Origin of the sequence: Bilifractor sp. LCP21S3_F8 (assembly GCF_052117805.1) — a bacterium.
Taxonomy (GTDB): Bacteria; Bacillota; Clostridia; order Lachnospirales; family Lachnospiraceae; genus Bilifractor.
Window position 1 is genome coordinate 14,579 of the sequence record NZ_JBQKIK010000022.1, and the last position, 18,581, is coordinate 33,159.

22 protein-coding genes are annotated in these 18,581 nt (G+C 50.9%); 21 read left to right on the top strand and 1 reads right to left on the bottom strand.

Annotation, left to right across the window (positions count from 1 at the left end; genetic code table 11):
- The first annotated feature begins 13 nt into the window (after positions 1-13).
- From eutM (ACTQ3A_RS10250) to ACTQ3A_RS10315, 14 genes are all read left to right on the top strand, one after another.
- Positions 14-310: an ethanolamine utilization microcompartment protein EutM gene (gene eutM / locus ACTQ3A_RS10250; RefSeq protein ID WP_441099450.1), complete on the top strand. Its 297-nt coding sequence runs from the start codon at positions 14-16 to the stop codon at positions 308-310.
- 2 nt (positions 311-312) lie between these two features.
- Positions 313-612: an ethanolamine utilization microcompartment protein EutM gene (eutM, locus tag ACTQ3A_RS10255; RefSeq protein ID WP_441099451.1), complete on the top strand. Its 300-nt coding sequence runs from the start codon at positions 313-315 to the stop codon at positions 610-612.
- 71 nt (positions 613-683) lie between these two features.
- On the top strand, positions 684-1,517 hold the full coding sequence (locus ACTQ3A_RS10260) for an ATP-binding protein (protein ID WP_441494794.1): 834 nt from the start codon (positions 684-686) through the stop codon (positions 1,515-1,517).
- Positions 1,517-2,167 (top strand): phosphate propanoyltransferase, encoded by a 651-nt coding sequence (gene pduL, locus ACTQ3A_RS10265; RefSeq protein ID WP_441099453.1) that lies wholly within the window; start codon positions 1,517-1,519, stop codon positions 2,165-2,167. Before ACTQ3A_RS10260 ends, pduL begins: the two co-directional genes overlap by 1 nt.
- Positions 2,168-2,265: 98 nt before the next feature.
- Positions 2,266-3,102 (top strand): ethanolamine utilization protein EutJ, encoded by an 837-nt coding sequence (eutJ, locus tag ACTQ3A_RS10270; RefSeq protein ID WP_441495311.1) that lies wholly within the window; start codon positions 2,266-2,268, stop codon positions 3,100-3,102.
- Between the two features lie 22 nt (positions 3,103-3,124).
- Positions 3,125-4,090 (top strand): hypothetical protein, encoded by a 966-nt coding sequence (locus ACTQ3A_RS10275; RefSeq protein WP_441494792.1) that lies wholly within the window; start codon positions 3,125-3,127, stop codon positions 4,088-4,090.
- A 14-nt stretch (positions 4,091-4,104) separates the two neighbouring features.
- Entirely contained in the window at positions 4,105-4,383 is a 279-nt protein-coding gene (locus ACTQ3A_RS10280; RefSeq protein WP_441099456.1) for a EutN/CcmL family microcompartment protein, read from the top strand.
- A 115-nt stretch (positions 4,384-4,498) separates the two neighbouring features.
- Positions 4,499-5,695 carry an ethanolamine utilization protein EutH gene (locus ACTQ3A_RS10285; protein WP_441099457.1) on the top strand — a complete coding sequence of 399 codons (1,197 nt, stop codon included), beginning with the start codon at positions 4,499-4,501 and terminating at the stop codon, positions 5,693-5,695.
- Between the two features lie 40 nt (positions 5,696-5,735).
- Positions 5,736-6,182, top strand: coding sequence for a cupin domain-containing protein (locus tag ACTQ3A_RS10290; RefSeq protein WP_441495312.1), 447 nt, complete (start codon positions 5,736-5,738; stop codon positions 6,180-6,182).
- A 138-nt stretch (positions 6,183-6,320) separates the two neighbouring features.
- Positions 6,321-6,683 carry a BMC domain-containing protein gene (locus ACTQ3A_RS10295; RefSeq protein ID WP_441099459.1) on the top strand — a complete coding sequence of 121 codons (363 nt, stop codon included), beginning with the start codon at positions 6,321-6,323 and terminating at the stop codon, positions 6,681-6,683.
- 8 nt (positions 6,684-6,691) lie between these two features.
- Entirely contained in the window at positions 6,692-7,120 is a 429-nt protein-coding gene (locus ACTQ3A_RS10300; protein ID WP_441099460.1) for a BMC domain-containing protein, read from the top strand.
- 4 nt (positions 7,121-7,124) lie between these two features.
- Entirely contained in the window at positions 7,125-7,616 is a 492-nt protein-coding gene (locus tag ACTQ3A_RS10305) for a EutP/PduV family microcompartment system protein (protein ID WP_441099461.1), read from the top strand.
- Positions 7,617-7,733: 117 nt separating this feature from the next.
- Positions 7,734-9,173: a hypothetical protein gene (locus ACTQ3A_RS10310; RefSeq protein ID WP_441099462.1), complete on the top strand. Its 1,440-nt coding sequence runs from the start codon at positions 7,734-7,736 to the stop codon at positions 9,171-9,173.
- 115 nt (positions 9,174-9,288) lie between these two features.
- Complete coding sequence (locus tag ACTQ3A_RS10315; RefSeq protein WP_441099463.1) at positions 9,289-9,525, top strand: glutaredoxin family protein; 237 nt, start codon at positions 9,289-9,291, stop codon at positions 9,523-9,525.
- Between the two features lie 197 nt (positions 9,526-9,722).
- Here ACTQ3A_RS10315 and ACTQ3A_RS10320 read toward each other — a convergent pair whose 3' ends face one another.
- Positions 9,723-10,925, bottom strand: coding sequence for a cation:proton antiporter (locus ACTQ3A_RS10320; RefSeq protein ID WP_441099464.1), 1,203 nt, complete (start codon positions 10,923-10,925; stop codon positions 9,723-9,725).
- Positions 10,926-11,312: 387 nt separating this feature from the next.
- Between ACTQ3A_RS10320 and ACTQ3A_RS10325 the strand changes: the two genes are divergently transcribed.
- From ACTQ3A_RS10325 to rbr, 7 genes are all read left to right on the top strand, one after another.
- Positions 11,313-12,650: a TrkH family potassium uptake protein gene (locus ACTQ3A_RS10325; RefSeq protein ID WP_441494802.1), complete on the top strand. Its 1,338-nt coding sequence runs from the start codon at positions 11,313-11,315 to the stop codon at positions 12,648-12,650.
- A 38-nt stretch (positions 12,651-12,688) separates the two neighbouring features.
- Positions 12,689-13,336, top strand: a complete 648-nt coding sequence (locus ACTQ3A_RS10330; protein WP_441494791.1) for a potassium channel family protein — start codon at positions 12,689-12,691, stop codon at positions 13,334-13,336.
- 272 nt (positions 13,337-13,608) lie between these two features.
- On the top strand, positions 13,609-13,731 hold the full coding sequence (locus ACTQ3A_RS10335) for a hypothetical protein (RefSeq protein ID WP_441475736.1): 123 nt from the start codon (positions 13,609-13,611) through the stop codon (positions 13,729-13,731).
- 30 nt (positions 13,732-13,761) lie between these two features.
- Positions 13,762-15,366: an ATP-binding protein gene (locus ACTQ3A_RS10340; protein WP_441494790.1), complete on the top strand. Its 1,605-nt coding sequence runs from the start codon at positions 13,762-13,764 to the stop codon at positions 15,364-15,366.
- Entirely contained in the window at positions 15,359-16,096 is a 738-nt protein-coding gene (locus ACTQ3A_RS10345; RefSeq protein WP_441099468.1) for a response regulator, read from the top strand. The genes ACTQ3A_RS10340 and ACTQ3A_RS10345 overlap by 8 nt, the downstream gene beginning before the upstream one ends.
- Before the next feature lie 369 nt (positions 16,097-16,465).
- On the top strand, positions 16,466-17,455 hold the full coding sequence (bsh, locus tag ACTQ3A_RS10350) for a choloylglycine hydrolase (protein ID WP_441494789.1): 990 nt from the start codon (positions 16,466-16,468) through the stop codon (positions 17,453-17,455).
- 199 nt (positions 17,456-17,654) lie between these two features.
- Positions 17,655-18,302: a rubrerythrin gene (gene rbr, locus ACTQ3A_RS10355; RefSeq protein WP_441099470.1), complete on the top strand. Its 648-nt coding sequence runs from the start codon at positions 17,655-17,657 to the stop codon at positions 18,300-18,302.
- Positions 18,303-18,581: the final 279 nt, after the last annotated feature.

Here is an 18,581-nt window from a genome sequence, read left to right on the forward strand (position 1 = left end):
AGAGGAGAAAACAATGGCAACAGTAAATGATGCACTTGGAATGATTGAGACTAAGGGACTGGTTGCGGCTGTTGAGGCAGCAGACGCTATGGTCAAGGCAGCAAACGTACATCTGATTGGTAAAGAGCGTGTCGGCGGCGGCCTTGTTACCGTTATGGTAAGAGGTGATGTCGGAGCGGTAAAGGCGGCGACTGATGCGGGCGCTGCAGCGGCCGAGAGAGTCGGTGAGCTTCTCTCCGTACATGTCATCCCGAGACCGCACGAGGAAGTTGAGTACATTCTTCCGTCTATTGGAAAGGAGAACGAATAATTATGTCAAAAACTACAGAAGCACTGGGAATGATCGAAACAAAGGGTCTGGTAGCATCCGTTGAAGCGGCAGACGCGATGGTTAAGGCTGCAAACGTACATCTGATCGGTAAAGAGCGTGTCGGCGGCGGCCTTGTCACCGTCATGGTCAGAGGCGATGTGGGAGCAGTAAAGGCGGCGACGGATGCCGGCGCGGCTGCAGCCGAGAGAGTCGGCGAGCTGATTTCGGTACATGTCATTCCGAGACCGCATATGGACGTGGAGTATATTCTTCCGACGCTCGGCAATACTGCAGAACAATAAAGCATAATACCGAGAGGATGACAGGGAGCATACAGCTCCGGAAATGATAAAAGAAGAAGGAGTGAAGGCGTATGAAAGCAATAACCGAGGAACTACTCCGTTATGAGCTGAGAAATTCCGAGCCAGACGTATATATCGTGCCGGACGGAGCCATCCTTACTCCCGCAGCAAAAGAGTATCTGCAGCAGAAAAAAATCAAATATCAGATGAAAAGCAATTTTCATGATCAGGTCCATCCCGGTCAGGGCGGACAGAAGAAAACAGAAAGTACCGGCGCCCCTGCTCCGCAGGAACAGAGGGCACCTGCTGCAGAAAAAACAGAAACAGTGGCCGTTCTGCGTCCGAAATACACGGAGCATGAGACCGGAGCATTCTTCTATGAAAAACCGGAACACATGACCCAGCTTTACGGCAATGAACTGGTGAACAAAGATGATCCGAGAATCGTTTTTCGTGGGAAACTCGATTCGGTACAGTCACTGATCGTCCTGGCTCAGGCAGTTATTTATGAGAACGGCTGTCAGTCACTTGTCGACGATCTCAATGATATTCTGCGCCATCTTCGGGAATTGATGCGCTGTGATGTTCTTGGCGAGGACGTTCCGGAGATGACAACGATCGGACTGACTCATGCTGAGCTGCGCGAGCGCTCTCATGATCCGATGAAGTTCTATAAGATTAAGCAGATGCTGCTTCCGGATTACAGCATGGGAATCAACTACGCTTATCTTAATCGTATCCGGACACAGATCAGGGAGACAGAGCTGTCCGCCTGCACTGCGTTCAGGGAAGGCCGGAAGTATAAACGCGGAGATATTATTGAAGAACTCAACCGTCTGTCCAGTGCACTTCATATTATGATGTGCAAATATCTGGCCGGAGACTACACAGGAGGAGGCAATTGATGAAGGATATTGTTTCAGCCGTGATGGATTCCATCCATATGGCCGGACTGGTAGAGATCGAGGTCTCTGCAAAGCACGTTCACCTGACGCAGTCAGATTGTGAGGTCCTGTTCGGAAAGGGAGCAACGCTTACGCCGAAAAGAGATCTTTCGCAGCCATTCCAGTTCCTTTCCGATCAGAGAGTGACCCTGATCGGACCAAAGGGATCCATGAGTCATGTTGCTGTGCTCGGCCCCGTCCGCAGCGCAACACAGGTGGAGCTTTCCAAGAGCGACTGCGTCGCGCTTGGAGTAAATGCTCCGCTGAGGGAGTCCGGGGATGTCGAAGGAAGCGGTGCCATCACCATCCAGGGGCCTGCCGGTTCGCTGGAGATCAAACAGGGCGTGATTATTGCACACAATCATATTCATGTGACGGAGAAGGACTCGAAGCTGCTGAATCTTAAGGATAAGGACAGAGTTGCGGTGGAAGTACTCAGTGACAGGCCGGTAATCTTTGAGGATGTGATCATTCGTGTCAGCCAGAATTTCAGCTGCAAGATGCATATCGATTTTGATGAGGCAAATGCTGCGTTCGTGCATGGCTTTACGATGGGAAGAATCATACGGAAGATTGACCGTAAGGGAATCGGCCGCAGTGAAAACTGGTGACGGACAGGATCGTTGTCCGTAAGGAAAACGGCTGCAGTGAAATCTGGTGACGGGCAGGATAGTCCGGAGCGGGAATTTCAGAATTACACGAATTTGAAATGAAAGGTGCGTTTATGCTTGATCTGAAGCGAATTGACACATACATGGACAAGGTATCACAGTCCCAGGAGGAGGTTTTTCCGTCTTCCGGAAGACTGAAGACGGGGCTTGATCTGGGTACCGCATATATTGTTCTCGTCGTTCTGGATGAGAACAATCAGCCGGTAGCCTGTGAGAAAAAGGCTGCGAGCGTTCTGCGGGACGGTGTCGTGGTTGATTTCAGCGGCGCGCGGACGATTGTGCAGGAATTGAAGGACAAATTGGAAAAGCGGATTGACCGGGAGCTTGTCGAGTGCGCGATTGCCATGCCGGCCGGTACAGACTCCAGTGTCCGGACTCATGAATATGTGGCAGAAGGAGCAGGGTTCGAAGTCACCAATGTGCTCGATGAGCCTACGGCTGCGAATTCTGTATATCAGATTCAGAACGGTGTTGTGGTAGATATCGGCGGCGGCACCACCGGCCTCGCATTGTTTAAAGATGGAAAGGTTATTGAGATAGAGGATGAGCCGACAGGCGGCACGCATCTGTCTCTGGTGCTTGCCGGAAATTACCACGTATCTTTCGAAGAAGCTGAAAAAATCAAGCAGGACTACAGCCGTCATAAAGAGATTATGCCGGTGGTACGTCCGGTGGTCGAAAAGATGGCTACCATTGTGAAAAAGTATATCGATCCGTCCGAGACAGATACGATCTATCTGTGCGGCGGAACGTCCTGTCTGACAGGAATTGAAAGTGTCTTTGAGAAGGTAACGGGGATCAGAACCATCAAGCCCCGGGATCCCTTCCTTGTGACGCCGGCCGGAATCGCGATGAACTGCATCGTTTCCGGTTAAAGACTGACAGAAAGGAGGAAATATGGAAACAGGAGAATTGACAGACCGCATCGCTGCCAGAGTGAAAGAAAAACTGGAGCAGATGGGGATCACTGTTTCTGACAGTGAGATCACAGCGTGTATGAACGGTTCGAATGACGCATCACAGGGCAATTCCTGCAGTGAAACCGGAACGTGCGAATCGTCTGCCGCTTCGAAAAGCGGACGCAGAATTCTGTTGATTTTGACCGAAGAGGAAGGAACGAATGGCAGGGCCTTCCTGGAGAACAGTGAGATTACGGGTAAGTACAATGTACAGAGCGCGGTTCTTTCCGATGACAGCAGTGACAACAGCATCGATATGGAACGGATAGATACTGTCGTTCTGTACAATCTGACGTGCGCGAATCTTTCAAAACTTTGTGTGGGAATGGCAGATACTCCGTATCTGAAGGCAGCGCTGCAGGCGCTTATGTCCGGCAAAAGACTGCTGGTATCAGAGGATGAAATTGAATATCTGCGATACAGAAAGAATATGCCATCACCCATGTGGAAGAGGATGAGCGGGGATCTGGAGTTTCTGAAAAGCTGCGGGCTGACTGTCGTTCCGGCTGAGAAACTGGTCGACACAGTCATGGACAGATCGGCAGAGAAATCGGTTTGTACTGCCAGCTGCAAATCGGCGGAGAAAACCGAATGTGCTGCTGTCGGCAAATCGGCGGAGAAAACCGAATGTGCTGCTGTCGGCAAATCGGCGGAGAAAACCGAATGTGCTGCTGTCAGCAAATCAGCGGGGAAGATGCTGAGAGGGGAAAATTCCATATCCGCTGATGGCTGCGAAGCCTGCGGTAAGGAATGCATCATCAGCCGAAAGGCTGTGACAGAAAGGGATGTGATCGAGTCGGTGAAAGCCGGCGCGACATGTATCCGGGTCAGAAAAGACTGTATCATCACAGATCTCGCGAGAGAAACCGCTGAGCGTAAGGGTATCCGCTTCTGCTGCGATTAAAAGGGGGATAAAAGATGAAGGTTGCAAAGGTCATCGGGAATATCTGGGCCACAAGAAAGGATGAAAGGCTCTCCGGTCTGAAGCTTCTGGTTGTCCAGCCGTTGGACGTCAGTAATGAGAAATCGCACAGCGTTCCAACTGTCGCGGCTGATCTCATCGGCGCAGGCGTCGGAGAGACGGTGCTCATCGTCAATGGCAGCTCGGCAAGAAGTGCGGTCAATGACATGAGCGCGCCCGTTGATGCAACTGTAGTCGGAATCGTGGACGACCTGGAAATCGTTTATCAGGAGTAATCAGAGGATAGAAAGACAGGAGTCCGGAGTCCGGTATTCCTGAATCACAGGATCCTCATCGGTCGCGGTTATTTTAGCAGCAACTATAAAAAATGTTTATTCTTAGGGGCAAAATATGAGCACATTTACATCAAGCCTGAGGGAGTGGGCGACGACCCTCTCCATTAATAAAGTAATCATGATGATCATGATGATATTCATGGTTGTCGGCGCGATAGACAAGATCTGCGGCAATAAAAAGGGATATGGTGAGAAATTCGAAGAAGGCTTTAACGCCATCGGACCTCTCGCGCTTTCCATGGCCGGCGTTGTAGCGGCAGCTCCGGTGCTTGCGGAGGTGCTGGGGCCGGTCATCAAGCCGATATACAATTTCTTCGGTGCGGATTCTTCGATGTTTGCAACCACACTGCTGGCGTGCGATATGGGAGGCTATCCGTTGGCGATGCAGCTGGCTGGAGATGAAGCAATCGGAAAATTCGCGGGATTGATACTGGGAACGATGATGGGACCGACGATTGTATTTACAATTCCGGTCGCACTTGGTATCATTGATAAGAAGGACAGAGGTTACCTCGGAGCAGGTGTGCTCGCGGGTATGATCACTATTCCGATCGGCTGTATCGTCGGCGGCCTGTGTATGACAGCGATGACGAGCTATAAGCTGAGTCTCGGGCGTATCGTGCAGAACCTGATACCGGTTATCATCATCGCGGCACTGATCGTTATCGGTCTGTGGTTCCGTCCCGGCCGTATGATCCGCGGATTCAACCGCTTCGGGATCGGCGTTACCGTCGTGATCACTGCCCTGACTGCAATTGCTGTATTTGAGCAGATCACTGGTATCATGTTCCCGCTGTTTGATCAGATGGCAACACCGGATGCTTCAACAGGGCTGACACCGCTCGATTCAGGACTTCTGACCTGCGGACAGATCGGTATTGTACTGATCGGTGCCTTCCCAATGGTTGAGTGGATCACCAGGACTTTCGGAGGCGGACTGAAGAAGCTTGGTCACCTTCTCGGAATCAACGAGACGGCTTCCGCAGGTATGGTTGCGAATCTTGCGAACAATATCGCCATGTTCAACATTTTCGGTGAAATGGATCCGAAAGGAAAACTTCTGAATGTCGCGTTTGCCGTATCCGCTGCTTTCGTATTTGGCGATCACCTGGGATTCACAGCAGGCGTTGACCAGACCATGGTTACTCCGGTCATCATCGGAAAGCTTGTAGCAGGTATTACCGCTCTGATCGTTGCGAATATTCTGTCGCCGAAACTGCTGCAGAAGGTTAATGCAACGATGGAGAAGTAGATGATTTGACAGGCCCTGATTGAAGAAAGGAATGTATACCATGAGTATTACGGAAGAAATGATCCGTGAAATTATCACAAAAGTTATGGAGCAGTCTGCTGCTCCATCTAAGAATAGTAACTGCGGGTTTGAGAAAAAAATCGATCCGAGCGGAATCATCGGAATAAAGACCTCGACAGTGAAATGCGAACCGTTCAAGCAGGACGGTGTTGCTCTCAAGGATGTCGTGACGCTGGACGAAGCTCCGAGAATGGGAGCAGGTGTGATGGAACTGGATCACACCAGCTTTGAGTGGACACTGACTTATGATGAGTACGACGTGGTTCTTGAGGGCAGGCTGGAGATTGAGATTGATGGAAGAATTGTTTCCGGAGATCCGGGAGATATCATCTATATCCCGAAGGGAAGCCATATTCACTTCCAGACACCGGAGACATGCCGCTACGCATATTTTGTATATCCTGCAAACTGGGCGGATCTTGCGTAAAACTACGCAGCAGGTATATAACATAATGGATGACTGTGATCAGGCTGCGCGTATGCGCAGTCTGAATCACTATCGAAAAGATGAAGGCTGACGGCAAGACCGGGGCGTGATTTATCTCGAAAATGTTGGAGGAAACAGATGGACAACCGTGATGAACAGATTCGAATCGTACAGGAGACGGTGGCTGGCAAGGAAATCACCCTTGCGCACATAATGGGCAGCCCGTCTCCGATCATATATCAGAAGCTTGGCATGAACCCTGCCATTAACTACAGCTCATCGGCGATCGGCATTATGAATATGACGCCGCCGGAGTCTGCAGTCATTGCGTCTGATATTGCTGTCAAAAGCGGCGATGTCTATCTGGGCTTTGCAGACCGTTTCACGGGAACACTGATCGTGTCGGGCGATATTGCGGGTGTGACAGCCGCGATCACGGCTGTTGTTGATTATTTTCGTGATGAGTTGCACTATGTCGTCTGCCCGGTCACGAAACGATAGGAGTGTCTATGGCTGACAGGATGACGGCTGAAGAACTCCTGAAGTGGATCAGCAGCCAGAAAAGAAGAGACAAAAACAAACAGCTGAGGATTGTGCGCGTACGGACTCCGGGCAGAGATATGACGATGGCACATGTGATCGGGACATCCGTGCAGGAGGTCTACAAGAATCTTGGGCTGCACATCGGTGTGCATGCCGGTGAAGATCACACGGGAGAGACCATCGGTATCATGAAGTTTACACCCTGGGAATGCACGGTTCCGGCAGCGGATATCTCCCTGAAATCGGCACATGTGGAAATCGGTTTTATGGACCGGTTTAACGGTACCGTGATTATACTGGGCAGCAGGGAGGAAGTACGGACGGCACTCGAGAACGTCCGTTCTTTTTTCAAGGATGATCTGCATTTTCACGTCTGTGATATAGAGGAAAGCTGAAGCAATGAGAAAACTGTTTCTGATGGGCCGCAGTGAGGCCGGGAAGACAACGCTCTCCCAGGTTCTGAAGGGAGAGGAGATTGTATATAAGAAGACGCAGTACACGTATGCTGGCGATTCTGTAATCGATACACCGGGCGAGTACGCGGAGTCGAAGGAAGTCGGCGTCGGACTGGCCTGCTTCTCGTTCGAGGCGGATGTCGTCGCGATCGTAGTGGCCGCGGATGAACCGTTCTCGCTTTTCACGCCGAACTGCAATGCATTTTTGAACAGGCCGCTCATCGGCATCATCACGAAGATCGACTCTCCGTACGCAAATGTGCCGATGGTGAGGCAGTGGCTTCAGAATTGCTGCTGTGAGAAAATTTTCTGCATCAACAATATGAACGGTGACGGGCTGAAGGAGCTTAAGGAGTATTTAAGTCTCCCGGTCAAGAAGATCAGTCTGGATGAGGCCATGGAAAAGCAGAGCAGGGGACTGGCTGATTGGGAATGAAACGGAGCTGCGAAATTGCAGGTATACGGAGGGCAGCGGCAAAGCGGTGTTTGCTTTTTAGAAATGTTTGTATTATCCTCAATTTATATCATGTGCATGGGAAGAGGGTGAGAAACAGTGACTGCAGAATCAGACAGAAGCGAAGAGCATGCTTTGACGCTTCAGGAGCTGGCGGAGCATTTCTATTATCAAGACATCAAAGGACATGATAAGTCTGGGCAGGAAGAAAATGAAGAAATTCAGCAGTCAGACGCAAGGTACCGGGGCGTACCGGTCAAGATGCTGTATTTTCCCAAGTTATTCACAGAGGAGGGCTTTCTGAAGATCCGTGAGGCAGGCGAGACGGCCTGGAAGATCCTGGTGAAGGTGATCCGGGAATACTTGGATGATCCGGATTACCGGAAGCTTTTCGGCTTTCCGAAGGAGCTGGAGGAAATGATTTGCAGGGGACCGGAGTATTCCGTTCTGCTCCCGGTGTGCAGGCTGGATATGTTTTTTGATGAGAAGACGGGGGACTTTAAGTTCTGCGAGTTCAACGCGGATGGCAGCAGCGCGATGAACGAAAACCGGATCATGACGGAGGCCTACCGCAAAACCCTGATGTACCGGTGCTTCTCGGAGGAATATGAACAACAGGAGTTTGAGCTTTTTGATTCATGGGCACGTGTGTTCCTCGATCTGGTGAAGGAGACGGGCCGTTATCCGGAGCATCCGCAGGTGGCCATTGTGGATTTTCTTGAAAAGAGCATTGCTTCGGCGGAGCTGGAGCGATTTGCCGAAGCCTTCCGCAAGAGAGGCAGCCGCTCATGTGTGGCGGATATTCGCAGCCTTACCTATGACGGCGAGCACCTGTATACGCCGGAGGGATTTCGCGTGGACGCGATTTACCGGCGGGCGGTGACGAGTGATATTCTGGAGCATCGGGAGGAGATCCGGCCGTTTCTGGATGCAGTGAGGGACCGTAAGGTCTGTCTGATTGGCGACTTCTGTACACAGGTCGTTCATGACAAGATTCTGTTTAAGGTTCTGCACCTCGATCGCACAAAAGCGTTCCTGACGGAGGAGGAAAACCGGTATGTCGCGCAGCACATTCCATACACGGCGGACCTTGTTTCCGGGCTTCTGCATGTGGAAAAATTCATGCATACGACGTGGTCAGATGAGGGAGGCAGAAGCCGCAGATGGATTCTGAAGCCGGAGGATTCCTACGGCGCGCACGGAATTTATTACAGCGGCAATTTCACGGATGAACAGTGGCAGAAATTGCTGAGGGACCGCGCGGGAAAAGGGTATGTAATTCAGGAGTATGTCAGCCCGTACCGGACTCTGAATGCGGACTACACGGATACAGATTACACGGACAATCCCTGGCAGGAGCAGGCGAAAGGGCAGAAGAGCCCACGGGTGCACAGCTTCGCGAACATGACGGGGATGTACCTGTATGCGGGACACCTCGCCGGTATCTATTCCAGGCTCTCTCCGCTGAATATTATTTCGGTAGAGGGAGACGAGCATGAGATGGTCTCTATGGTTGCGCGACGGAAAAACAGCCAGTGAAATTGCGGAACGGAAAGGCGGCAGGGGAGATTCTGGGATTGCCACTGGCAAAATCGTCAGGAATATGTAAGACTGGAAATATAAGAAAATGAGGACAACAGAAAGGAGAGAAAGGATGGTACTTGAACTTTACAAGAAGGATACCTGCCCGTACTGTCAGAGAGTGATGGGATGGATCCGCGAAAACGGAAGAACTGATGTGGTCTACAGGGATATCCTGGAGGATCCGGAGAACCATGCGCGTCTCATCCGCGACGGCGGCATGGATCAGGTTCCGTGCCTGTTCATCGATGGAAAACCGCTGTATGAGAGCATGGATATCATTCAGTATCTGGCGGATCATCCGATGTAAGGAAGAAAAAACAATAGGATTTCATCTGTGAAGCTATGAAACAGCCCGTACCGCAGGGGGACAGTGTTCCCCTGCGGTACGGGCTGTTTTTGAGCTATTTGTTTTTGGTTCCGGAAGATTTCTTCCGGCTGATTTTTCAAGAAGTTTCCAGAGCACATTATCCGGCCGCTTTTTCAAGAGGTTTCCAGAGCGCGTTTTCAGGCGACCTTTTCCGGCTGTGGAGTCTCTGTCTTTTCGGATTTTGCGTACAGCGCCTTCAGAGCGATCGGAGTGATGATCGAACTGATGATGATCAGAAGGATGACCGAGGTAAAATAGCGGCTGTCCATCATTCCTGCCTTGAGACCTCGCTGCGCGACGATCAGGGCGACCTCGCCGCGGGTCATCATACCTACGCCGATCTTCAGGCTGTCCGGGCCGCTGAATCCGCAGACCCGTGCGACGGCGCCGCAGCCGATGATCTTTCCGACCAGGCCGACCACTACAAATGCGGCGGAGAACAGGAGGATGGTAGTGTCCAGCTGTCTCAGATTGGTCTGAAGACCTATGCTTGCGAAGAAAACCGGTCCGAAGATCATATAGGAATTGATGTCCATTTTCCGGCCGATATATTCCGCGTCATTCAGAGAACAGAGAATGACGCCTGCGCAGTAGGCACCGGTGATGTCGGCCACGCCGAAGTATTTGTCGGCGACGTAGGAGAGCGCAAAGGCGAGGGCGAGTCCGATGATCGGAATCCGGCGGGTATGCGGGTACCGGCTGTCGATTTTTTTCATGAGCTGGTAAACGAGATACCCAGCGATCAGAGCAAACACAAAGAACAGAAGTGTCTTCAGCGCAACAAGTCCGATATTTGCCTTCGGGTTCTTGAGACTGATGACAGCGGTGAGGACGAGGATACCAATGACGTCATCGATGATCGCTGCGCTCATGATTGTGGTTCCGACTTCGGTTGAAAGCTTTCCGAGCTCGCGCAGCGCCTGAACCGTAATGCTGACAGAGGTCGCGGCAAGAATCGTTCCGATGAACAGGCCGCGGGTAAAGTTCTCGGTGCCCGGTGCGGAAAAACCGTAGAAGCACATGAAGAGAAGGGTTCCGAGTGCCATTGGAACCGCGACTCCAGCACAGGCGATGAGGGTCGCCTTTATTCCGGATTTCTTCAGCTGATCGAGGTCGGTCTCGAGGCCGGCGTTGAACATCAGAAGGATGACGCCGATTTCGGCCATTCCGGTTAGGAAATCATTGGTCTGAACGATATTGAAGACACTTGGCCCGATGAGAAGACCGGCGATGATCTCGCCCGCGACTTGAGGCGCCTTGAGTTTTCGCGCAATGAGGCCCAGAAACTTGGCTGCGATAATAATAATAGCTATGTCCTTTAAAATACTTAGCGTATCCATTTAAACACCCCAACTCCTAATAATATTTTATAAAATTGATAATAATTTCACACTTTATTATACAACAAATAAAACGTCTTCGCAGTATTTTTTTTAAGCCGTCTGAGCACGTGTTATCTTAATAAAATCTTAATACCAGACCGGCAACATTAATACTGTCTTTATGATCGTTGCCGGATAATAAGAATATAAAAAGGTTAATATGACGTCTTTGCTGATTCTGATGAAGAGATAATAGAATGTCATTTGATTGTGGATCTGATAAGAGACAATAGGATGTCATTTGATTGTGGATCTGATAAGAGATAATACGATGTCATCTGATTGTGGATCTGATAAGAGATAAATACGATGTTATTTGATCCTGGAAAAGAGATGCCTGATATGATGAGACAACTAGTGAATAAGCTGGAGCACCTGAAGCCGGTACAGGTGATCATACTCGGATTTCTGATGGTAATCATTGCGGGAACGCTGCTTTTGATGCTTCCTTTTTCCTCGCGTGGCGCAGGATCTGCGGGATTCGCGGATTCGCTGTTTACGGCGGTCTCCGCCGTGTGTGTGACGGGACTGGTCGTGCAGGACACGGCGACGTTCTGGAGTTTTTTCGGTCAGGCTGTGATTCTGACACTGATTCAGGTAGGCGGTCTTGGTGTATTTACGGTGGCGATCGCACTGGCTCTTGTATCCGGCAAAAAGATTGGTCTGATTCAGAGAAACATCATGCAGGAATCGATCTCCGCTCCGCAGATCAGCGGGATTGTGAAGTTTACGAGGTTTATCCTGGAGACCACCTTCGTCTGTGAGGGGATCGGAGCGGCGGTGATGATGCCGGTATTTATCCGTAGATTCGGCGCGGGAAAGGGAATCTGGTACGCGGTTTTTCATTCAGTGTCGGCGTTCTGCAATGCCGGATTTGACCTGATGGGGGAGAGTGGAAAATACGGATCACTGACGCATTTCGCTGCAAATCCGTTGATTAATATCACAATCATGACGCTTATTATTGTGGGCGGAATCGGTTTTCTGACGTGGATGGACGTGGCAATCAACGGTTTTCATCTGAAGCGGTTCCGCCTGCAGAGCAAGGTGATTCTGACGATGACACTGACACTCATATTGGTACCGGCCATTTACTTTTATTTCGGCGAATTCACGGAGGGACCGGCAGGTGAGCGCGTACTGCTTTCGTTTTTTCAGTCGGTGACACCCAGGACTGCCGGCTTTAATACCGCGGACCTGACAAAAATGAGTGAGACAGGGATCTTCGTATTAATCATTCTGATGCTGATCGGCGGCTCACCGGCATCAACGGCGGGCGGGATGAAGACGACGACGGCAGCGGTTCTTCTCGCGTCTGCCGCAGCGGTGTTCCGGCAGCGCAAGGACGCGGAGATTTTCGGCAGAAGAATACCGCTGGACGCGATCCGGAGTGCCGGCGCCATTCTTCTGCTCTATACCATGCTCTTTGCTCTCGGGGGAATGGTGATCAGCAGGGTCGAAGGACTGCCTCTTCTGGACTGCCTTTTTGAGACGGCGTCCGCAATCGGAACGGTGGGTCTGACCATGGGAATCACACCGGGACTGTCGCTGGTATCGAGGGGAATTCTGACTTTCCTGATGTATTTCGGAAGAGTCGGAGGACTGACGCTGATCTTTGCGACAGTGTCAGAGAAGGGAATGAACAACGGGCGACTTCCGGAGGAACGGATCACGGTGGGATGAAGCCTGCTTTTGAGGAATATGGAGGAGGAGAGATGCAGATGAAGTCAATTTTACTGATCGGACTCGGCCGTTTCGGAAAAAATATCGCGATGAAGCTCCGGGAGATGAATCACGAGGTCATGGCAGTTGACCGCAATGAAAAGCGTGTCAATGAGATCATGCCCTATGTGACCAATGCCAGAATCGGCGACAGTACGGACGAGGAGTTTCTGAAGTCGCTGGGAATCCGGAATTATGATCTGTGCTTTGTGGCGATCGGGGACTGTTTTCAGGATTCCCTGGAGACGACATCACTGGTAAAGGAGCTCGGTGGCAAGCTTGTGGTGGCCAGGGCCGCCAGCGAGGTTCAGGCGAAATTCCTGAAGAGGAACGGGGCAGACGAGGTTGTTTTTCCGGAACAGCAGATTGCGAGATGGGCGGCTATCCGGTACAGCTCGGATCACGTTTTTGATTATTTTGCCATGGATGATGACTGTGCCATCTTCGAGGTGTCTGTTCCCGATAACTGGGTCGGGAAGTCGGTCGGGGAGCTGAATATCCGGAAGCGTTACCGGATCAATATCCTCGCCCTAAAGGCCGATGAGCGGATTGATATGAATATCACATCCGAGACGGTTCTGACGGCAGAAGAAAATCTTCTGGTGCTCGGGAAGAACAAGGATATGCAGAAATGCTTCCGGATCTGAGAAAGCTGGCGTAACGGCGGGACAGCAGATGCGGCTCACGTAAAAACAGAAGGACAGCGGAATTGCAATAACTGCGATACGGCAGATGCGGCTCACGTAAAGATAGAAGGACAGCGGAATTGCAATAACTGCGATACGGCAGATGCGGCTCACGTAAAAACAGAAGGACAGCGGAATTGCAATAACTGCGATACGGCATATGGGGCTCATATAAAGACCGAAGACAGCGGAGATGCCGGGGAAAGTGAGACAGATCGGAAGGAGGGATCGTTATGAAGATATTGTTGTTGATAGCGTTCCTTGCGGTGCTTGCGATTGTGGGTGATCACCTCATATCTTCATTTGACGAACTGATAGAGAAATACTACCATAATAAGAATAAGGACAGTAAATGATGATGATTTGGAAGGGGCTGCGGAATCTGTATGGAGAATGGACAGGTCAGGAATGCCGGAGCAAAGGAGAGAGAAAAAATACCGGTTGAAACCGCCATATCGTCGATAAACGACAGGGTGAGCACGCGGGAAAGAATCCGGGAGATTTTATTTTCTGCAGGGATGCTGGGACTATGCTCCGTGATCTGCTGGTGGTTTAAGCTTCTGAACGGTGTGGAATCCAATATCGTGGTGCTCTATATCTTCTTTGTTTTTCTGATTTCGGTGCGCACGGCAAACTGGATCTACAGTGTCTGCGCTGCTGGACTAAGCGTCGTGATCTATAATTTTCTGTTTACGGCTCCGGAATTCACGCTTCACGCCTATGACAACCGCTATACGGTTTCCTTCGGTGTGATGCTGCTGATCGCTCTGCTGACCGGTGTAATGGCCGCCAGACTGCGGACGCAGGCGAGGAATTCCGCGCGCATGGCATTTCGGGTCAGTGTTCTGTACGAGACGAATCAGCTGGTGGAAAAGTGCAGGAGTCAGGACGAGATCAAGGAGATCACAGCGAAGCAGCTTGTGAGGCTTCTCCACAGGAATGTGCTTTTGTATAGAGAGAGTACGGAAGAAAAACCGGCGGTATTTCTGTCGGACGATTCCGGTGAACCTGGCTTTTGTCCCGAAGAAGAGAAAAAGGCGGCGGAACTGGCATTTAAAGATGGTGGGAAAACCGGGAGGAGTACGGATTTCTTCCCGGACGCAGCCTGTGTGTACCTGACGATCCGACTGAATCAGGTGGTGTACGGCGTCATGGGAATTGATGTCCGGGAAAATGAGCTGGACACCTATGAGGAGAGCATGGTGACGGCGATACTCGGGGAAGCCGCGATTGCCCTGGAGAATAAGCGGAACGAGCAGGAAAAGGAACAGGCACGGCTGATGGCGAAGAACGAACAGCTTCGCGCGAATCTTCTTCGCTCGATTTCTCATGACCTGAGGACTCCGCTGACATCGATTTCAGGCACAGCGAGCCTCCTGCTGTCCGATGGGGACAGGCTGGATGATGCGTCGAGGAAAAATCTTTATTCCAATATATATGAGGATTCTATGTGGCTGGAGGATCTGGTGGAGAATCTGCTGTCCATTACGCGGCTGAAGGATGATCAGACCAGAATTCATACCTCCGCGGAATTCGTCAGTGAGGTGATTGAAGAGGCTCGGAGGCACTGCAGCCGGAAGCTTTCCGAGCATAGGTTTTTTACAGAGGAGTCATCGGAGGTGCTGCTGGGAAAAATGGACGCGCACCTGATTATTCAGGTACTGGTCAATCTGGTGAATAACGCCGTGAAGTATACGCCGCCGGGTTCGGATATCCGGATCTGCACGGAGCGGAAGGGGGATATGATTCAGATTTCAGTAAAGGATAACGGGGCTGGTGTGTCTGAGACAGACCGGCCGCATATCTTTGACATGTTTTACAGCGGTAAAAAGACAGTGGCGGACAGCAGCAGAAGTCTCGGCCTCGGTCTTGCCCTTTGCAGGGAAATTGTGCAGGCGCACGGCGGTAAGATCTGGTATGAGGAGAATGTTCCGCACGGCAGTATTTTCCGGTTTACAATACCGGCGGAGGAGGTTCGGACGGATGTCTAAGGCAACGATTCTTGTGGTAGAGGATGATCCCTCTGTGCAGAACCTGATTACGACGGCTCTGAAGATGTACGGATACGATTCGGTTACAGCCGGGAACGGGCAGACTGCGGTGATGCAGGCGGCTACCCGCAGCCCGGATGTTATTTTTCTGGATCTGGGACTGCCGGACATGGATGGCGTAGAGGTAATCCGAAAAGTGCGGACCTGGTCCGCGCTTCCGATCATTGTGATCAGCGCGAGAAGCGAGGAGACCGACAAGATCGAGGCACTCGACGCGGGGGCGGACGATTATCTGACAAAACCGTTTTCTGTGGAGGAGCTTCTGGCAAGGCTCCGCGTCTCGCTGAGACGTCTGCCGTTTCTGAAGCAGGCGGCGGAACCGACGCCGGTGTTCACAAACGGGGGACTGGTCATCGATTTTCCGGCGGAGACGGTGACTTTGGACGGAAGGGAGCTCCACCTGACGCCGATTGAATATAAGCTGATCTCTCTGCTCGCGCACAATGAGGGAAAGGTTCTGACCTATTCCTATATCACGAAGGCGATCTGGGGAGAATCCGCGGAGAGCGAAATGGCGTCGCTGCGGGTATTTATGGCAAATCTGCGAAAAAAGCTGGAAGATAAGGAGGGCTCGCAGCATTTTATTCAGACACACATCGGTATCGGATACCGGATGCTGAAGGCAGAAGAAGACGGAAGGGGAAAGAACCGACAGCCCGGGAATTGCTGAGATCTGTGCTTCATGCGCCCAGATCATCCCCGGCTTTGCATTCTCGCATTTGGCGTTTTACCATTTCATGCACTGACAGGGACGTGTCAATAAAGTCCCTGCCTTTTTGTGTGCAAGGTGATGCGGGCCATTCCCGGTCAGAGGCTGTCTGGTGATGAAGACTGCCTTTTTGTACAGAAGGTGAGGCCGGTCAGGACTTCTGACCGGGTGATTCCGTTGCGTAAAAATGAGAAAATATAAAAATATTACGTGAAAAAACAGAAAATCACAGGACAGTGTCTGGAAAATGAAGTATAGTGTATAGGAAACCGAAAGAACGGACATCAACTGAGTTCAGCATCGCAGTGAGAACTGCAGAAAGGACAGATTATGTGTACAGCGGCAACATATACAGGTAAGGATCATTATTTTGGAAGAAATCTTGATCTGGAGTATTCCTATCATGAATCGGTAACGGTCACACCGAGAAACAAGGAACTTGTGTTCCGTCATTTGGCTCCTATACCAAACCACCTGGCAATGATCGGCATGGCATATGTGGTTGGAGATTATCCGCTATATTATGATGCAATGAATGAAAAGGGACTGTCGATGGCAGGTCTGAACTTTCCCGGAAACGCGGATTACAGAAAGCCGGAGGAGGGAAAGGACAATGTCGCTTCCTTTGAATTCATTTCATGGATTCTGGGTCAGTGCGGAAGTGTGGAGGAAGCCAGAAAGTATCTGTCAAGAATCAACCTGACCGATGACGCTTTTGCGGCGGAGCTTCCGCCTTCACCGCTTCACTGGATTGTCGCCGATCAGAAGGAGTGCGTGGTATTCGAACAGACGACGCGGGGCGCGCAGATCTACGATAACCCGGTAGGAGTGATGACCAATAATCCGACCTTTGATTATCAGATGACACATCTCGCAGATTATATGAACGCATCCGCCGGGCTTCCGGAGCAGAAGCTGATCCCGGGCGTGGAGCTGAACGCGTACAGCCGCGGCATGGGCGGAATGGGAATTCCGGGAGATCTTTCCTCGGCCTCAAGATTTGTAAAGGTCGCATTTACAAAGATGAATTCCCTGAAGGCGGAGGATGAATCCGCAAGTATCAGCCAGTTTTTCAAAATCCTCGGATCTGTCGAGCAGCAGAAAGGATGCTGCCGTCTTGCGACGGACAAGGACGGGAACCCGGTCTGCGAGTATACGATCTACAGCTCCTGCTGCAATATGGACAAGGGAATCTATTATTACACGACGTATGAGAACAGTCAGATCACGGCGGTTGACATGCATCACACAGATCTTGACGGGAGCAGTCTCACCTCGTACGAACTTATAAAGGGACAGCAGATCCGGATGCAGAATTAAAAGATAATGCTGACAACTGTGGCATGACAACTACAGCACTGCGAATCGGCAATATTGTGACTGGACTTATCATGACAATATCGGGTATAATACAGTTACGTGCTGAATATTGTGATGGATAGGATGGAATTATCACAAAAACTCAGACAGCACAAATCAGGAAAGAATCATATAGGAGCAATCAGACAGGAGGCGTGTTATGAAGTTCAAATGTAAGGTTTGTGGGTATATCTACGAGGGAGATCAGGCTCCGGAGGAGTGCCCGAAGTGTCATCAGAAGAATGTATTTGAGCCGGTGGATGAAGAAAAGAAGAATCCTTATGCCGGTACCAAGACGGAGAAGAACCTGCTGGAGGCTTTCTCCGGTGAGTCACAGGCGCGCAACAAATACACATTCTTCGCTTCCGTTGCGAAGAAGCAGGGATTTGAGCAGATTGCGGCACTTTTTCTGAAAACAGCGGACAACGAGAAAGAGCATGCAAAGCTTTGGTTCAAGGAACTCGGTATGCTCGGCGACACAGAAGAGAATCTGCTGTCCGGTGCTCTTGGCGAGAATTATGAGTGGACCGATATGTATGTGCGTATGGCAAAGGATGCCGACGAGGAAGGCTTCCACGAGCTGGCCGAGAAGTTCCGCGGTGTTGCCGCGATCGAGAAGACACACGAGGAGCGCTACCGCAAGCTGCTTCACAACGTAGAGATGAAAGAGGTCTTCAAGAAGAGCGAGGTCAAGGTCTGGGAGTGCAGAAACTGCGGACATATCGTTGTGGGAACAGAAGCTCCGGAGGTTTGTCCGGTATGCAATCATCCGCAGTCCTTCTTTGAGGTTCATGAAGAGAACTATTGATTTTTCTGCTTAATATCTGGTGCATTCGTATGTTATTGGTTTTACCGGCTGACGTCTTCCATGGGATTGCTCGTTGGAGATGTCAGATGGACGTATATCAGGTACCTTTTACGGATGTGTGATTCAGCGGGATGGCAAATGAGAGCGTTTGCCACCCCGCTGTTGTTTTTCTTGCATGTACGGAGGGTATTCCGGAAATATGATGTGGGAACCGGCACTGCCGGTGGGAGGAATTATAAATTTATATTACCGGCAGGGGTTTTTGTGTAGATAAGGCGG

Bases quoted from the DNA above. Each gene is read 5' to 3' on its own strand.
- eutM (WP_441099450.1), top strand. From the start codon at position 14: ATGGCAACAGTAAATGATGCACTTGGAATGATTGAGACTAAGGGACTG.
- eutM (WP_441099451.1), top strand. From the start codon at position 313: ATGTCAAAAACTACAGAAGCACTGGGAATGATCGAAACAAAGGGTCTG.
- ACTQ3A_RS10260 (WP_441494794.1), top strand. From the start codon at position 684: ATGAAAGCAATAACCGAGGAACTACTCCGTTATGAGCTGAGAAATTCC.
- pduL (WP_441099453.1), top strand. From the start codon at position 1,517: ATGAAGGATATTGTTTCAGCCGTGATGGATTCCATCCATATGGCCGGA.
- eutJ (WP_441495311.1), top strand. From the start codon at position 2,266: ATGAAAGGTGCGTTTATGCTTGATCTGAAGCGAATTGACACATACATG.
- ACTQ3A_RS10275 (WP_441494792.1), top strand. From the start codon at position 3,125: ATGGAAACAGGAGAATTGACAGACCGCATCGCTGCCAGAGTGAAAGAA.
- ACTQ3A_RS10280 (WP_441099456.1), top strand. From the start codon at position 4,105: ATGAAGGTTGCAAAGGTCATCGGGAATATCTGGGCCACAAGAAAGGAT.
- ACTQ3A_RS10285 (WP_441099457.1), top strand. From the start codon at position 4,499: ATGAGCACATTTACATCAAGCCTGAGGGAGTGGGCGACGACCCTCTCC.
- ACTQ3A_RS10290 (WP_441495312.1), top strand. From the start codon at position 5,736: ATGAGTATTACGGAAGAAATGATCCGTGAAATTATCACAAAAGTTATG.
- ACTQ3A_RS10295 (WP_441099459.1), top strand. From the start codon at position 6,321: ATGGACAACCGTGATGAACAGATTCGAATCGTACAGGAGACGGTGGCT.
- ACTQ3A_RS10300 (WP_441099460.1), top strand. From the start codon at position 6,692: ATGGCTGACAGGATGACGGCTGAAGAACTCCTGAAGTGGATCAGCAGC.
- ACTQ3A_RS10305 (WP_441099461.1), top strand. From the start codon at position 7,125: ATGAGAAAACTGTTTCTGATGGGCCGCAGTGAGGCCGGGAAGACAACG.
- ACTQ3A_RS10315 (WP_441099463.1), top strand. From the start codon at position 9,289: ATGGTACTTGAACTTTACAAGAAGGATACCTGCCCGTACTGTCAGAGA.
- ACTQ3A_RS10320 (WP_441099464.1), bottom strand. From the start codon at position 10,925: ATGGATACGCTAAGTATTTTAAAGGACATAGCTATTATTATTATCGCA.
- ACTQ3A_RS10325 (WP_441494802.1), top strand. From the start codon at position 11,313: ATGAGACAACTAGTGAATAAGCTGGAGCACCTGAAGCCGGTACAGGTG.
- ACTQ3A_RS10330 (WP_441494791.1), top strand. From the start codon at position 12,689: ATGAAGTCAATTTTACTGATCGGACTCGGCCGTTTCGGAAAAAATATC.
- ACTQ3A_RS10335 (WP_441475736.1), top strand. From the start codon at position 13,609: ATGAAGATATTGTTGTTGATAGCGTTCCTTGCGGTGCTTGCGATTGTG.
- ACTQ3A_RS10340 (WP_441494790.1), top strand. From the start codon at position 13,762: ATGGAGAATGGACAGGTCAGGAATGCCGGAGCAAAGGAGAGAGAAAAA.
- ACTQ3A_RS10345 (WP_441099468.1), top strand. From the start codon at position 15,359: ATGTCTAAGGCAACGATTCTTGTGGTAGAGGATGATCCCTCTGTGCAG.
- bsh (WP_441494789.1), top strand. From the start codon at position 16,466: ATGTGTACAGCGGCAACATATACAGGTAAGGATCATTATTTTGGAAGA.
- rbr (WP_441099470.1), top strand. From the start codon at position 17,655: ATGAAGTTCAAATGTAAGGTTTGTGGGTATATCTACGAGGGAGATCAG.